This is a genomic window from Curtobacterium sp. MCPF17_003 (assembly GCF_003224385.1).
In the GTDB taxonomy this organism is placed as follows: domain Bacteria; phylum Actinomycetota; class Actinomycetes; order Actinomycetales; family Microbacteriaceae; genus Curtobacterium; species Curtobacterium flaccumfaciens.
Map to the genome: position 1 here is coordinate 16,206 of NZ_QKLC01000001.1, position 14,954 is coordinate 31,159.

Annotated in this window: 14 protein-coding genes and 1 tRNA gene; 5 read left to right on the top strand and 10 right to left on the bottom strand. The window is 67.2% G+C overall.

Going from position 1 to position 14,954, the window contains the following annotated elements:
• Positions 1-172 precede the first annotated feature (172 nt).
• A complete protein-coding gene (locus DEJ30_RS00100) occupies positions 173-2,692 on the top strand; it encodes an ATP-dependent Clp protease ATP-binding subunit (protein WP_110858519.1) in 2,520 nt (839 codons plus the stop codon).
• A 269-nt stretch (positions 2,693-2,961) separates the two neighbouring features.
• Here DEJ30_RS00100 and DEJ30_RS00105 read toward each other — a convergent pair whose 3' ends face one another.
• The 5 genes from DEJ30_RS00105 to DEJ30_RS00125 all read right to left on the bottom strand — a co-directional run bounded on the left by DEJ30_RS00105 (position 2,962) and on the right by DEJ30_RS00125 (position 6,467).
• Positions 2,962-3,975 (bottom strand): hypothetical protein, encoded by a 1,014-nt coding sequence (locus DEJ30_RS00105; protein ID WP_110858520.1) that lies wholly within the window; start codon positions 3,973-3,975, stop codon positions 2,962-2,964.
• Complete coding sequence (locus tag DEJ30_RS17715; RefSeq protein ID WP_146238454.1) at positions 3,972-4,922, bottom strand: hypothetical protein; 951 nt, start codon at positions 4,920-4,922, stop codon at positions 3,972-3,974. The genes DEJ30_RS00105 and DEJ30_RS17715 overlap by 4 nt, the downstream gene beginning before the upstream one ends.
• 4 nt (positions 4,923-4,926) lie before the next feature.
• Positions 4,927-5,382: a hypothetical protein gene (locus DEJ30_RS00115; RefSeq protein ID WP_110858521.1), complete on the bottom strand. Its 456-nt coding sequence runs from the start codon at positions 5,380-5,382 to the stop codon at positions 4,927-4,929.
• Positions 5,379-5,822 carry a hypothetical protein gene (locus DEJ30_RS00120; protein WP_110858522.1) on the bottom strand — a complete coding sequence of 148 codons (444 nt, stop codon included), beginning with the start codon at positions 5,820-5,822 and terminating at the stop codon, positions 5,379-5,381. The genes DEJ30_RS00115 and DEJ30_RS00120 overlap by 4 nt, the downstream gene beginning before the upstream one ends.
• A gap of 192 nt (positions 5,823-6,014) precedes the next feature.
• Positions 6,015-6,467, bottom strand: coding sequence for an SRPBCC family protein (locus DEJ30_RS00125; RefSeq protein WP_110858523.1), 453 nt, complete (start codon positions 6,465-6,467; stop codon positions 6,015-6,017).
• A gap of 120 nt (positions 6,468-6,587) precedes the next feature.
• Here DEJ30_RS00125 and DEJ30_RS00130 point away from each other — a divergent pair, with 120 nt between their 5' ends.
• Together DEJ30_RS00130 and DEJ30_RS00135 are read left to right on the top strand one after the other, a co-directional pair.
• Positions 6,588-7,130, top strand: a complete 543-nt coding sequence (locus DEJ30_RS00130; RefSeq protein ID WP_181419931.1) for an amino-acid N-acetyltransferase — start codon at positions 6,588-6,590, stop codon at positions 7,128-7,130.
• 64 nt (positions 7,131-7,194) lie between these two features.
• The gene (locus tag DEJ30_RS00135) at positions 7,195-7,881 is read left to right on the top strand and encodes a hypothetical protein (RefSeq protein ID WP_110858524.1); all 687 of its coding nucleotides are present in this window, start codon (positions 7,195-7,197) and stop codon (positions 7,879-7,881) included.
• A gap of 111 nt (positions 7,882-7,992) precedes the next feature.
• Here the strand turns inward: DEJ30_RS00135 and DEJ30_RS00140 are convergent, their stop codons facing one another.
• Positions 7,993-8,202 carry a cold-shock protein gene (locus DEJ30_RS00140; protein WP_017887662.1) on the bottom strand — a complete coding sequence of 70 codons (210 nt, stop codon included), beginning with the start codon at positions 8,200-8,202 and terminating at the stop codon, positions 7,993-7,995.
• Between the two features lie 280 nt (positions 8,203-8,482).
• Here DEJ30_RS00140 and DEJ30_RS00145 point away from each other — a divergent pair, with 280 nt between their 5' ends.
• Complete coding sequence (locus tag DEJ30_RS00145) at positions 8,483-8,866, top strand: SseB family protein (RefSeq protein WP_110858525.1); 384 nt, start codon at positions 8,483-8,485, stop codon at positions 8,864-8,866.
• Positions 8,867-8,870: 4 nt separating this feature from the next.
• On the opposite strand, the gene radA is transcribed toward DEJ30_RS00145, so the two are convergent.
• Together radA and DEJ30_RS00155 are read right to left on the bottom strand one after the other, a co-directional pair.
• A complete protein-coding gene (radA, locus tag DEJ30_RS00150) occupies positions 8,871-10,232 on the bottom strand; it encodes a DNA repair protein RadA (protein ID WP_027467076.1) in 1,362 nt (453 codons plus the stop codon).
• A gap of 10 nt (positions 10,233-10,242) precedes the next feature.
• Entirely contained in the window at positions 10,243-11,241 is a 999-nt protein-coding gene (locus DEJ30_RS00155; protein WP_110858526.1) for an SGNH/GDSL hydrolase family protein, read from the bottom strand.
• Between the two features lie 143 nt (positions 11,242-11,384).
• Here DEJ30_RS00155 and DEJ30_RS00160 point away from each other — a divergent pair.
• Positions 11,385-11,474 (top strand) — tRNA-Ser (locus DEJ30_RS00160).
• Between the two features lie 646 nt (positions 11,475-12,120).
• On the opposite strand, the gene DEJ30_RS00165 is transcribed toward DEJ30_RS00160, so the two are convergent.
• Positions 12,121-14,358 (bottom strand): caspase family protein, encoded by a 2,238-nt coding sequence (locus DEJ30_RS00165; protein WP_110858527.1) that lies wholly within the window; start codon positions 14,356-14,358, stop codon positions 12,121-12,123.
• Between the two features lie 161 nt (positions 14,359-14,519).
• Complete coding sequence (locus DEJ30_RS00170; protein ID WP_110858528.1) at positions 14,520-14,924, bottom strand: hypothetical protein; 405 nt, start codon at positions 14,922-14,924, stop codon at positions 14,520-14,522.
• Positions 14,925-14,954: the final 30 nt, after the last annotated feature.

A 14,954-nucleotide genomic window follows, 5' to 3' on the forward strand; every position in this document is an offset into this window, starting at 1 on the left:
CTCCAGTCCGCTTCGTCGTTCGCTCACTGCGCACAAGACGCACCCTGGTCACGCCCACGGCGAACAGGGGCAGCCCCCGGGGGGAGCGCTGGTTACTCTCGAAGTACTTGGCCGGACTCACACGAGACCGGCACAGCGTCGGCTCCGCTCATCAGGGGCCAAGGGAGAGCACATGTTCGAGAGATTCACCGACAGGGCCCGTCGTGTTGTCGTCCTCGCTCAAGAAGAAGCGAAGATGCTCAACCACAACTACATCGGCACCGAGCACATCCTCCTCGGCCTCATCCACGAGGGCGAGGGCGTCGCCGCCAAGGCGCTGGAGTCGCTGGGCATCTCGCTCGACGCCGTGCGCGAGCAGGTCCAGGACATCATCGGGCAGGGCCAGCAGCAGCCGACCGGGCACATCCCGTTCACGCCGCGCGCCAAGAAGGTGCTCGAGCTGTCCCTGCGCGAGGCGCTGCAGCTCGGCCACAACTACATCGGCACGGAGCACATCCTGCTCGGCCTGATCCGCGAGGGCGAGGGTGTCGCAGCCCAGGTCCTCGTGAAGCTCGGCGCCGACCTGAACCGGGTGCGCCAGCAGGTCATCCAGCTCCTGTCCGGCTACCAGGGCAAGGAAGCGGTCGCCGTCGGCGGCGAGCAGCAGCAGAACGCGCAGCAGGGTTCGCAGGTCCTCGACCAGTTCGGCCGGAACCTCACCCAGGCCGCGCGCGACGGCAAGCTCGACCCCGTCATCGGGCGCGAGAAGGAGATGGAGCGGGTCATGCAGATCCTCTCCCGCCGCTCCAAGAACAACCCCGTCCTGATCGGTGAGCCCGGCGTCGGCAAGACCGCCGTGGTCGAGGGTCTCGCCCAGGCGATCGTCAAGGGCGACGTGCCCGAGACACTGAAGGACAAGCAGCTCTACTCGCTCGACCTCGGGTCGCTCATCGCCGGGTCCCGCTACCGCGGTGACTTCGAGGAGCGCCTGAAGAAGGTCACGAAGGAGATCCGCACCCGCGGCGACATCATCGTCTTCATCGACGAGATCCACACGCTCGTCGGTGCCGGTGCAGCCGAGGGTGCGATCGACGCGGCCTCGATCCTCAAGCCGCTCCTCGCCCGCGGTGAGCTCCAGACCATCGGTGCCACCACGCTCGACGAGTACCGCAAGCACTTCGAGAAGGACGCCGCACTCGAGCGTCGCTTCCAGCCGGTGCAGGTCAACGAGCCGTCGCTGCCCCACGCGATCAACATCCTCAAGGGTCTGCGCGACAAGTACGAGGCGTTCCACAAGGTGTCCATCACCGACGGCGCGATCGTCGCCGCGGCGAACCTGGCGGACCGCTACGTGCAGGACCGCTTCCTGCCGGACAAGGCCATCGACCTGATCGACGAGGCCGGCGCTCGCCTGCGTCTGTCGATCCTGTCGGCGCCGCCGGAGCTCCGCGAGTTCGACGAGAAGATCTCGACGGTCCGCGGGTCGAAGGAAGCCGCCATCGAGGAGCAGGACTTCGAGAAGGCCGCGAGCCTGCGCGACGAGGAGAAGAAGCTCCTCGGCGAGCGTCTCCGCCTCGAGAAGCAGTGGCGTGCGGGTGACGTCGCCGCTTCCGGCACCGTCGACGAGGGCATCATCGCCGAGGTCCTGGCCCAGGCCACGGGCATCCCGGTGTTCAAGCTCACCGAAGAGGAGACCTCGCGTCTCGTCTTCATGGAGAAGGCACTGCACGAGCGCGTCATCGGTCAGGAAGAGGCCATCTCGGCCCTGTCCAAGACCATCCGTCGTACCCGTGCCGGCCTGAAGGACCCGAACCGTCCCTCCGGCTCGTTCATCTTCGCCGGCCCCACGGGCGTCGGGAAGACCGAGCTCGCCAAGGCCCTCGCCGAGTTCCTGTTCGACGACGAGGGTGCGCTGATCTCCCTCGACATGTCGGAGTTCGGTGAGAAGCACACTGTGTCCCGCCTGTTCGGTGCCCCTCCCGGGTTCGTCGGGTTCGAGGAGGGCGGCCAGCTCACCGAGAAGGTGCGCCGCAAGCCGTTCTCCGTGGTCCTGTTCGACGAGATCGAGAAGGCCCACCCGGACATCTTCAACTCGCTGCTGCAGGTGCTCGAGGAAGGCCGTCTCACCGACGGTCAGGGCCGCGTGGTCGACTTCAAGAACACCGTCATCATCATGACCACGAACCTCGGTTCGCAGGGCATCGCCGGTGGCCCGGTGGGCTTCCAGGTCGAGGGTGACTCGGCCGTCGGCTACGACCGCATGCGCGGCAAGGTCAACGAGGAGCTCAAGAAGCACTTCAAGCCCGAGTTCCTGAACCGTGTCGACGACACGATCGTGTTCCCGCAGCTGTCGCAGCCCGAGCTGCTGCAGATCGTGGACCTGTTCGTGAAGCGTCTGGCCGACCGCCTGCTCGACCGCGACATGACCGTCGAGCTCACGCTGCCGGCCAAGGAGCAGCTCATCAAGGTCGGGTTCGACCCGTCCCTCGGTGCTCGGCCCCTGCGTCGCGCGATGCAGCACGAGGTCGAGGACCAGCTGTCCGAGCACATCCTGCAGGGTGAGCTCAACGCCGGTGACCACGTGAAGGTCGACTTCGTCGACGGTGTGTTCCACTTCGAGACCGGGCGTCAGCCGGGCCGTGAAGAGGTCCTCGCCGGTGCAGCCGCGGTCGAGGCCGCGACCGACGCGCCCCAGGGCGAGATCGAGTCCTAGGACCTGACACTCCACGGACAGGAGGCTCGGTGCCAGCTGGCACCGGGCCTCCTGTCCGCTCGCGGGTCGCGTTCAGATCCCGCATCACCGATCTGCGCGTCCTTGCGGGCACGGACCCCCGTCCGGGGGTACTCTGATGGTCACGCGCGAGACGTTCCCCCCAACTCCTCGCGCGTCGCGCTCGATCGGTTCCCCCCAACGGATCGAGACGCAGCCGGCCCCGGTCTGTTCGCAGACCGGGGCCGTTGCACGTCCGGGGTGGTGCCGCGTCAGGAGGCGTCGGGCAGCTGTCCGGCGAAGTCGCGGACTGCGCGCTCCCAGCGCTCCGGGTCCTCGTTCCACTCGAGCGTGTGCGGTGCCGTGCGGAACGTGACCGTGGTGGCGCCCTGCTGTGCCCCGACGGCGGCGACGTCGTCGGCCGCGACCAGGGCGTCGGCCTCGGAGTGGATCAGCAGCGTCGGCGTCGACGAGGCCTGCCAGGTGGTCGTCGTCACGGGAGTCGGGGCCCCGGCGAGCCGTGACAGCACGTTCGTGGTCGCGATGCGGGCGGCGACCGTGCCGATGAACGCGGGCAGGCGCGCCCCACGGACGGCCCCGCGGAGTGCCGAGGCGACGTCGAGCAGGGGCGAGACGGCCACGAGTCCGTCGACGTCGACGCGCGCGGCGGCGACGGAGCAGGCGAGCGCGCCGGCGGACCAGCCCTGCAGCACGACGCGCTGGGCACCGCGGGCCCGGGCGGCGCGGACGGCGGCGACGATGCGGTCCGCTGCCCCGGCGTCGAGGGAGCGGAGCGGCAGGTCGGTGGTGTCGACGACCTCGGACGAGGCGCCGAGCGAACGCCAGACCCCGACCCCGCGCAGGACCTGGCGCGGCCCGAGGGACTGCCCGTGCACGTGGACCACGTGGGTCGTGGCGGCCTCGGGCTCGGTGCCGGGCACGTCGTCCGGTCCGTCGTACCGCAGGGCGTCCCAACCCCAGTCACCGGTCGCCACGGGGGCGGTGACGCCGCGGCGGACGGTGTCGCCGTCGCTGCCGGCCCCGGTCGCGGCGACGATCGGGCCGACCTGCACCCGGGTGTCGTCTCGCTGCAGGTCGTAGGTGCCCGGCAGGCGGGTGTCGCGGGTGGCGGTCAGCTCGACCTCGGTGTCCGTGGCGCTGCGGACCGTGGCGGTCGCCGTGTACGGCGTCGGGAACAGCAGCCGCCGTGCGACGAAGGCGCCGAGTCCGAGCGTGCCGACCGCCCCCGCCGCGGTGCCGAGTGCCGTGATGCGTGCGCCGGTCATGTGATCTCCCTGAGTCGTGCCGTGGTGAGCGTCGCAGCGGCCGGCACTGCCTGCCCGGCCTCGCGCGCGCGGTCTTCGATCTCGACGGAGAGCCGGTGCTGCCGACTCCGCCACTGGCGACGCTGCCACACGATCGTGAAGTAGAGCCCGGTGTTGCCCGATGCCGTCTCGAGCCGCCGGAGTTCCGGTTCGAGCGCCCGGAACCGGCGTCGGGCGGCCCGCCAGTCGCGGAACTCCCGTGCGGCGTCGGGCAGCACGCCGCCGGCCGCGCCGATGGCGAGCAGGACCATCGAGCCGAGGAACACCGGGGTGTAGAGCTTCGACAGGACCCCGACCGCTCCGTCGGCGCCGGCGACGTGCACGGCGTCGAGGGCGATCGCGATGCCGGCGAGCAGCACGAGGCCGGCGGCGCCGACGACGAAGAGCCAGTACAGGCGGCCGAGTCCGTCGTCGCTCCGGAACCCGCGCAGCACGGCGACGGCCGACCGGGCGATCACGATGGCGATGTAGGTCATCTCGACCGCCGAGTACAGCGCGGTCGGCACCTGGTCGCCGTAGACCACCATGAACTGCGCCGTCGGGGTCGGTGCGTCGATCAGGCCGAACAGCACGACGAGGGCGATGAGCACGAGCACGCAGCCGATGATGCGGCTGGCGCGCAGGAGCTTGGCCGAGCGTGCGGCGGCCTCGACCGACTGCGCGAGGGCGAACATGCCGCACACCATCAGGCAGCGGCCGATCAGGTCGGCGATGTTCGGCACGTGCGTCACACCGGCGAGGAACGTCGTGACGTCGGGCTGGTTGATCGTGAGCCCGACGGCGACGCAGCTGCAGCAGACCATCAGCCAGGTGACGCTGGCCGACTGGGTGCGCACCAGGATCAGCCGGACGACCAGCGCCGCCAGGATCAGCCAGACCGGGATCGACCCCCAGACGTGCAGCGTCACCGCGTCACCGGAAGATCCCGGGCTGGCCCTCGGGGTCGAGCAGGCCGATCCGCAGCGCGAGCTGATCGGCGACGAGTTCGACGGCCTGCTCGTGCGGGGTGTCGAGCGAGCGGGTGAACGCCGTCCGGCCGGTGAGCAGCCCCGTGTACGCCTGGTGGTCGCAGCCGGTGTCGTCCATGAACACGTGGGCGAGCTCGTGCAGCACGCAGGCCACCCTGGAGCGCTCGGACAGGCCGGGGCGGGTCTCGAGCAGGGCGTGGTCGATGCGCTGGATGAGCCGCGCGGACAGGTCGCCCGGCAGCTCGGTGGTGCGCACGTGGATCGGCTTGCCGAGTGCCGCCTCGGCCCGCGCGGTCAGCTCCGGCAGGGACAGGCGGCGGGGGAGTCCGAGGCGCTGCACGCGGCGACGGGCCTCGGTCTGCCGACGCAGGGCGCCGAACCGGTCGCGGTACCCGCTCACGATGTGCCGCCCGACTCGTCCAGGCGACGCAGGTGGTCGGTGAACTCGCGGATCTCGTCCGCCGAGGCGAACTCGCCCAGACGCCGGGTGGCGAACGCCACGACCTCGCGCTTGCGGAGTTCGAGCACGAGCTCCAGCTGCGCCTGCACCCGCTCCGGCACGTCCGTGTTGCCGGCCGCGTCGGTCAGGTACTCGGCCGGGACGCCGAAGTAGGTCGCCAGGGCCGCCAGGAGTCGCTGGTCACGGACGGCCGGACCGTTGCCGCCGAGCATGTAGCCCCAGCGCGGGCGGCTCATCGACGCGCCCTGCGCCTCGATCTCGGCGGCGATCTCCTTGTACGGGGGCCGGTGGCCGGAGTTGGCCTCGACGACGTCCATCAGGAGCTGCAGTTTGCGCGACAGTTCCCGACGGTGCGCGTCGTCGTCGTTGTACTCGATCACGTGTCCCCACTCTCACATCTGTCTCAGACATGATAAAACTGACCCAGCGCGTCGGCCGGTGTCACCACTCTGCCAGGCTCGCGCTCGCTCGTCAGGTCGGCATTTCGATGGGGGGATGCCGAACGGGGGACGAACGAACGGGAGGCGCGGTGCCGACTGGCACCGCGCCTCCCGTCCGTCGTGTGGTGCGGACTACGCCTGCACGTCGCCGCGCCAGCCCGGCTGGGTCGGCGCGTTCTCGACGCGCTCCTTGTAGTTCTGCAGGTCCTTCTTGACGGCGTGGCCGCCGACGCCCACGGCGGAGCCGAGCTTCTCGAGGATGCCGGAGGGCTCCCAGTCGATCTGCACGGTCACGCGCGTCTCGGTGTCGGAGAGCTTGTGGAAGGTGACCACACCGGCGTGCTCGGTCTCGCCGTCCTTCACGGTCCAGGCGACACGCTCGTCGGGGTGCTGCTCCGTGATGAGGGCGCGGAACTGGCGCTCCTGGCCGGCGACCTTGACGGTCCAGTCGGTGGTCTTGTCGTCCACCTGGACGATCTTCTCGACCTCGTCGAGGAAGTGCGGGAACTCCTCGAAACGGGTCCACTGGTCGTAGGCCGGGCGGACGGGGACGTTGACGTCGACGGTTTCGATGATCTGAGGCATGCACCGGACGGTAGGCCGATCGACCTGGGCGGCACTCAGCAGCGCTGTCCCCCTGCGGTACCGTCCGGGCGTCGTCGCGGACGGCGTGCGCGTCCGGCGTCGCGCAGTAGTGTGGGGCGGATGACAGAGCACGGGAAGCACGCGTTCCACGAGCGCGACGACCACGGGATCCTCGTGCGTCCGGCGCTCGCCTCGGACGTCCCGCACATCCAGCGGCTCATCGCCCCCTACGTCGACCGGCGCATCCTGCTCGGCAAGGAGAACGTCGCCCTGTACGGCTCGATCCAGCAGTTCCGGATCGCCGAAGGGCCCGACGGCACCCCCATCGGGTGCGGCGCGCTCGCCGTCTTCTGGGACGACATCGCCGAGGTGCGCACGCTCGCCCTGGACGAGCAGTGGATCCACAAGCGCGTCGGGCACCGGATGCTCGAAGCGCTCGAGCACGACGCTCGTGAACTCGGGGTCGCCCGGATCTTCTGCCTGACCTTCGAGGTCGACTTCTTCGCGAAGCACGGGTACCTGGAGATCGGCGAGAGCGTCGTCCCGCCGGATGTCTACGCCGAACTGGTCCGCTCGTCGGACGAAGGGGTCGCGGAGTTCCTCGACCTCGCCCGGGTCAAGCCGAACACCCTCGGCAACACCCGCATGCTGAAGAACCTCTGACGCTTTCTCGTGCCGACCGGCGGGGTGGCCGTGTGCGGCCCTCGCCGTTGTCTACCCTGTGCGCATGTCGTCGTTGCGTCACCCCGTCGGGCCCGAGAAGCCGGTCGTCTACTGGCGCCGCCGGGCGCTCGTGCTCGGGGCGCTGCTGGTCGTCGTCCTGGTCGTGGTGCTCATCGTCGTCGGGCGGGGGAGCGGGGCCACGTCGGCGGCGCCGAGCCCGTCGGCATCTGCTGATGCCGGTGCGTCGTCGGACGGGTCTGCGGCCGGTCCTGGGTCCTCGCGGTCCGCTGCGCCGAAGCCGTCGGCTTCCGCCTCGGCTTCTGCGTCGAAGCCCGCTGCTGCCGACGGCTCGACCTGCACGAAGGACCAGATCGTCCTGACCCCGGTGCTCGACAAGTCGGCCTACGGCCCCACCGAGGACCCGAAGATCGCGATGTCGATCAAGAACTCCGGCACGAACTCCTGCCACCTGGACCTCGGATCGGCGCAGCAGGTGCTGACCATCAGCTCCGGCCAGGAACAGTACTGGTCGTCGAAGGACTGCCAGACCGGCGGCACGAACCAGGACGTCACGATCAAATCCGGTCAGACGCTCACGACCCCGGCGATCGCCTGGGATCGGACCCGCTCGTCCACGTCGACGTGCGACTCGTCACGGCCGGCGGTCACCGCCGGGGGAGCGAGCTACCACCTGCAGGTCGCCGTCGGGAACCTCGAGTCGAAGACCTCGGTGCAGTTCATCCTGCAGTAACCGGGTTCTCGGTTCTGATCCGCTCCGGCTGCGCTGTGCCTGGCAGGGGTGCCGGGAACAGCAACAGGCCCCGTCGTCCGAAGACGACGGGGCCGGTTCAAGCTGATGTGATCAGCCGAGGACGGTGATGTTCTCCGCCTGCGGGCCCTTGCGGCCCTCGGTGATGTCGAACTCCACCTTCTGGTTCTCCTCGAGCGACTTGTAGCCGTTGCCAGCAATCGCAGAGAAGTGCGCGAAGACGTCAGCGCTGCCGTCGTCCGGGGCGATGAAGCCGAAGCCCTTTTCGTTGTTGAACCACTTGACGGTACCGGTAGATGCCATGATGGCGTTTCCTTAGCTTTCTTGCTTCCGCCAAGGTGCAGATGCACCGACGGAGACCCCGACGTACGTCGACGGGGGTGATGCGCCACGCGGGCAGGTGCCGGCGGGACGGGTTCGGGGTCAGGCCTGTCGGCCAGTGACCCTGGGGCCCGGGTTGAGGGGCAAACCACCTCGCCCGGACGTTGAGCGCCGCCGAAGCGGTCCCATCAGGCTAGCGTGCTCTGGGCCGACTGGCTACCCGTGCGTCACGGAACGACGAAAATCTGGTGGAATTGAGCTGATGGCAGACAAGGAACAGCGCTTCCGGAGCGAACAGCTCGAGGAAGCCCTCGCGAAGCAGGACGTCGCTGCGGTGGCGTTCGCGCTCCGCCACGACATCGTGATCGTCCCCCGACTCGTCACCGGCAAGAAGGACATGCAGGTGCGGGTGTTCGGCCGTGAGGGGTCGGACCAGCGCATCCTGCTGCTGTTCTCGTCGGCGGACGCCTACACGGCGATGGTGCCGGACGAGAAGATCCGGCAGGTCATGGTCTACGACGGGCCGCGGCTCGAGGAGTTCCTCGCCGCCCACCTCGACATGCTCGAGGGCGTGTTCTTCGACATCGCCGGCCCGCACACCATGCAGGCTGCGCCGGCCGACCTGCTGGCCGCTTTGCGCGCGTAGCGCCTCAGAACGCGCGGTCGAGTTCGCGTTCGCGCGGGGACTGCGTCATCGAGAACGCCACACGCAGGGCCTCGCGCAGGTGCCCGGAGTCCGAGCCGAGCACCGTCGTGAACCCGAGGCGGGTGGCCTCGTTCACGCGCTGCTTCGTGCCCGTGGCCGGACGGATCTCGCCGGCGAGGCTGATCTCACCGACGGCCGCGAGCGTGTGCGGGTACGGACGGTCTCGTGCGGCGCTCGCGAGGGCCAGTGCGATCGCCAGGTCGGCACCGGGCTCCGTCAGCTTCATGCCGCCCACCGTGGAGACGTAGACGTCGGCGTCGGACAGCTTGAGGCCGGCACGGCGTTCGAGGACCGCGAGCAGCATCGCCACACGCGAGGCATCGACGCCGTTCACGACCCGGCGGGGCTGCGGTGCCGAGCTCGGGACGATGAGCGCCTGCACCTCGACCGGCAGCGCTCGACGACCCTCCAGCGCGACGGTGACGCAGGTGCCGGACACCGGGGTCGCGTTCTTCGACATGAAGAGGCCGCTGGGGTCTGGGACCTCGTGGATGCCGTCGCCGCCCATGTCGAAGCACCCGACCTCGTCCGTGGGGCCGAAGCGGTTCTTGAGCGCCCGGACGAAGCGCAGGGCGGTCTGCCGATCGCCCTCGAAGTGGCAGACGACGTCGACCAGGTGCTCCAGGAGCCGCGGGCCGGCGATCGTGCCGTCCTTCGTGACGTGACCGACGATGAGGACGGGCAGGGCGCGGTCCTTCGCGATGCGGATCAGGGTCGAGGCGACCTCGCGCACCTGGGACGTGCCACCCGCGATGCCGTCGATCGAGCTCGACGAGATGGTCTGCACGGAGTCGGCGATGAGCAGGTCGGGCTGCACCTGGTCGATCTGGCCGATGATGACGCCGAGGTCCACCTCGCTCGCCAGGTACAGGTCGTCGTGCATCGCCCCGGTGCGTTCGGCACGGAGTCGGACCTGGTCGACGGACTCTTCTGCGCTGACGTAGAGGACGCGCTTGCCCGAGGCTGCGGCTCGCGAAGCGACCTCGAGCAGCAGGGTCGACTTGCCGACACCCGGCTCGCCGCTCAGCAGGACCGCCGCACCCGGCACCACCCCGCCGCCGAGCACACGGTCGAACTCGCCGATGCCGGTCTGCCAGCGCTGTACCGAGGTGCCCCGGGCTTCGGTGATCGGTCGCGCGGCCCGGGCGCCGGTGACGGCGACCGCTGAGGTACCCCGGGTGCTCGCCGACGCCGCCGAGCTGTCTTCGACGGTGCCCCAGGTCTGGCACTCACCGCACCGGCCGACCCACTTGATGCTGGTCCAGCCGCACTCGGTGCAACGGTAGAGGGACTGCGGGCGCGCCATGTCGTCGAGGCTAGGCCGTACGGCCGACATCACCGGGGTGGTCGCCCGGCTCGTCCGACTCGTCCGTCTGGTCTCGTTCGTCGGGCAGCGCGATCGACCCGGTCATCCGGTGGCGCAGGCGCTCGACCGGCCCCGGACCTTGGCGCGAGGCGTGGTCGAGTGCCTCGGCCCCGTCGGTGTCCTGCTCGGCGCGGGCGTTCGCCACCGCCCCGGCTTCACGACCGAGGTTCTCGGCCTCACGCACGGACAGGTAGTGCCGGATCGCCGCCACCGTGTCGACCCGGGCGTCGACCGCGGGCTCGAACGCGCTCGCCCAGATCTCGTAGCCGCGGTCGTTCGGGTGGAACAGGTCGCCGTAGCTGTTGAAGAAGGTGCGGCGGAGGCCGACCCGCTTGGTGATGGTGTGCAGCGGCGCCACCGTCAGTCCGAACTCGTCGGCAACCCGGTGCACGATCTCGTTCGCCACCGCAACCTTGCGCTCCCGGTCCGGCACGAACATGCACGGCAGCTCGGCCACCACGGCGTGCGACGGCACCGCGCCGTAGATCGCCCGGATGTTCCGCTCGAACTTGTCCGGGTCGAAGTCGGCGATGTCGTTCGCCCCGATCGACACCGTGCAGATGTCGGGCGCGTAGTGCCGGAGCTTCGGCAGCTGATCACGCTTCGCGCCCCACGTGGTCGAACCGGACACGCTGAGGTTCACCACCCGGACCGACATGTGGGAACGGTGCCGGATGCGCCGCGCGAGCAGCCCCACGTAGCCACGCCCGGGCGCGGTCGCACCGACGCCCTGCGCTGCCGAGTCACCGATCGCCACGTAGAGCAGCTGCCCCTCGTGCTGCTGTCGTTCCCGCCACCAGTCGGCGTGGATCGGGAGCATGTCGACGACCCGCTGCGCCGCTGCCCGTTGGCCCTTCACGCCGGCGCGGGCACCGACGGCTGCGGCACCGACGACGCCGAGGCTGCCGACGACGGAGGTGAGGAGTGCGATGAGCGTGCGGGATCTCATGCCGTGGACGGTACGCCCGCCGGTCTTGCCGGAGACGAGGAGGACCTGTGGGTGTGGGGAGAGCCCTGCGGGTCACTGCCTGTGGAGGGCGAGCCGACCCGGGGTGTCATCACGGGCCTCCCGGATCGTGTAAACTCTCTCCCGGTACCGTGTCCGAGCGGCCGAAGGATCATGTCTCGAAAACATGTGTGGGGGCAACTCCACCGTGGGTTCAAATCCCACCGGTACCGCCACAGAAAACCCCCGTTCACGCGGGGGTTTTCTTGTTTCTGTGAGCGCCTGTGGTGCACCCTTGGTGCACGTGTCGAGCGCAACGCTTCGCGCCGCGGCTGGTCCCTACTCGGCAGCGTGGCCAGCGAGAGTTCCTCCCAGCTGGCGCGGCCCCGCCCGTCCGACGAAGATTCGCCGCGAGACCAAGCTTCGGCACCTGGCTCGCTTGACGCGCCGAAGCGAGCCGCCCCCCTGCCTGGCGATCCTCAAGATCTAGAACAGCGCACCGTCAGGTGGCAGGGGCTCAAGGAGGTCTTCGAAACCACAGAGTCACAGCCAGCCGGCACCGCGGCTGACGTGCAGCAGTGCCGGTACCGCGAGGCATGGACCGAGTTCCGGTCGCTACATAGGGATCTCGCTTTCTATCGCTGAAGGACTGCCGTCGGCAGCAACCCGACGATCAGCATGTGACTGCCAACTTGGAGATAAACTGAAGAGTGCCCTCTGAAGGGTCGAAGAGCATCGGGCCGACTGGTCCCGAGATTCAATAGGTGACGAACTGCGGATAAGCTTCCTCGAAGAGCCGCTAAATCGTGGCCCACGGTAGTCCATCTGTTCCCCGCACTCAAACGACTACGGCCACGTCTCGGTAGAGGGCCTGGCCAAGAATCAATCGACCTGCTCAATTGCGCCAATAGCGGCGGACAGGACTTGCGAGAACGCCGCCACACCGTCGAACGTCAGGTGTTCATTTGAGATATGTACTTTCGTCTGGAAATAACCGGACGTGCCCGGGGTTCGGTTGACGTTCTCAAAGCGCCCAAGACGTCTGTCGAGTCTTTGATTGATGATCCGTCGCCCTTGAGCGCCAGTTGATGCGCCGCCGACTCCAAGAGATTGGGTCGCTGACAACGTGATGGTGAAATTCGACCGGCCCGCTTCGGGGACCCCTTTAGCCTGTAGCTGCACATCGAGAGTTCCAGCGCGACTAGTAAGGCGGACGCCGCCCTCCCCATCCTCAGTGAATGCTCCGTGCCCGGCATAGACGAAAGCAACCTCGCGGCAAAAGTCTTCCTGGCTGAGCGATTTGGTCTCGGACGAAGCGCTGTGTGCGACTCGCGCACGGGTGAGCACATCGCATACCTCCTGGAGGGTCTGCAACCGATCCTGCGGTCGATACTTGCTACACATTTCGTACAGGTCGATTATCAATGCCGCCGAGGTCTGCGTATGCAATGAAGCTACTTCATCCCTGAAACGGTCTACGTTCTGCTTCGGCCTGTCTGCCGATGGATTTGATCCGACGTACATATAGAACATGAGCTGCGCAAAGCCGTAGACGTCGACCGTCGGTGCCCGCGAAGAAGGTCCTCCCGAGTAGAACTGCTCGGGCGCCGCGTAGTGGACTACGCCGCCTACTGCCGCTGTAGTCACCGTTCGATTCGTCTGAATGTACGCCAGGTCAAAGTCTGTGAGGTAGGGAACGTAGTTCTCTGTGTCGTCGTTCCACGCGAGGATTACGTTTTCCGGTTTGATGTCGCGGTGAACCACGCCAGCGTCGTGCGCGAAGCGAATCGTGTCGGCAATGTCGAAGCAAAGTGCTAGTACCTGCTCCCCATTCGTCCTGTCGACGAATGCGCTGCTCAAATCGGCACCATTTATGTAATCCATCGAGAATCCCAGGGGCGCTTCGATAAACTCGTGAACGCGGACAATGCGTGGATGAGACAATTTTTTCATTGAGCTGTAGCCGTTGCGGAACCGCTGAGGTTTCTCACTATCGCTCAACTCTGAGCCGTGGAAAACTTTGAAAGCTACGCGAGTCGATTGACCTGACTCAACTTCCCACACTTGGCCGAAGCCGCCGCCACCAACCTTGCTCACGACTCGACCGAGAGGAGTGTCGTCTCCGACGTCTATTGAAGACAACGTTGCTTGATGATTGACGAGAGATCGCCGGAATGCCTTCCAGGATTGTTCGCGCTTGATATCTGGCTGAGCTAATTCAGTATCCTCAAACCATCGAATGATGTCGGCAAGTGATCGTGCACATTTGTCCAGTCCCCCTTCACGACGCCGATCAATCCGGGAAAGCTCCTCGGCCTGCAACAGCTGGTACTCGTCCAGGAGTCGTTCGCCTTTTGCCAGAAGTAAGGCGGTCGCCTGGGGTCGCAAGGGCTCGCCGACCCTGGGCTCGAATCCATTTCCCAGGACAACCGAGCCAGCAGAATCGCCCTTGAATACCGGCGTTTGAGACTTCGTGTCCATCCTGGCAATGATGACATCGAAAAGGGTGTGCGCTGTGACATTTCCGTCGAAGTCGACGGCCGAATCGGTCATGGCATCCAATAGTACGCGCGTGAATGCGCCGTGCACCTGGGGTGGCAACGTTTCGTAAGCGACTTCGTCAGGCCTGCAGGCGGCGAGAAGCAATCGACTTGAGTTCACAGATTGAATCGCCGCATTCACAGCAGTTGCCGTAAGGGGAGAATGTCCAGCCCATGTTTCACCCGCGCCTGAGTGGCAGGCGTCGAGGATCGTCAGCACGTGGTCGTAATTGTCGGAAGCGACAGCCGCAATTTCTGCAAGGGTCTGCAGGTCGATCCCGGGATCGCGTGAAGCGCCGTCGTGGGTCTGTACATATCCAGACTTGCCGCGGAGACCGCCGTGCCCAGCGAAGTAGATGATCAATGTCGTTCCGCTTGACTCAGCAGCGTCCCACAGCTCTTCGAGACACTTGCGGCGTGTTGCCTCTTCATCAACTATCAGCGTCGTCTCGTAATCGTACTGCTCGAGACGCAACACCGATTCCAACTCACGCGCGTCTCTGACACATCCCGCGAGACGCTTCGCATCCTTGTATTCATTGATGCCAATGATGACCGCGCGTCGTTCTGCCCTGCCCATGGCAGGAAGCTAACAGCTTTTTTGAAGTAGGCCTAGCCAGGATCGAGTCTCGAGTCCGTCCGCGACACCGGCCGCCCTCGCGTGGGTTTCACCGATATCGGAGTCCGTCGATCGAAGGGACCACCCACGGCCCCGCCCATCCGACGATCATGCGACTGTCGTCACATCAGTCGCCGCACCCGGAGTATCTCAACCAAGGGCTGCACCGGACGACCTCTGGCGAGCCACTCGATAGGGGTGGTCGGGATGCCGTCGATCTGTGTGGAGGAGTGCGGTGTCGTCATGAAGCCAAGGATCGCCGTTGGGTGCATGTCGTCATCGAACGCTTCTATCAAGGTCGACAGCTGATCTAGGACCGGGCGTTCGGGGTCGTCCGTGAACTGCCATGCCGGGAACAGCATTTCGTCGTCCGCAACGAACGCGAACAGTTCCCCAGACGCGAGTCGCGCGAGGATCCGTGCACTCCCGACCTCGAGCCAGTCGGCTGCCTCATCGAAGGTGATCGTGGCGTCTAGTGCGCTCTGCCTGACGCTGCGTTCGAGCGCGGCAAGGTCGCCGCGCGCCACGGCAGTCCTTGCTCCGCGCCAGTCCTACCA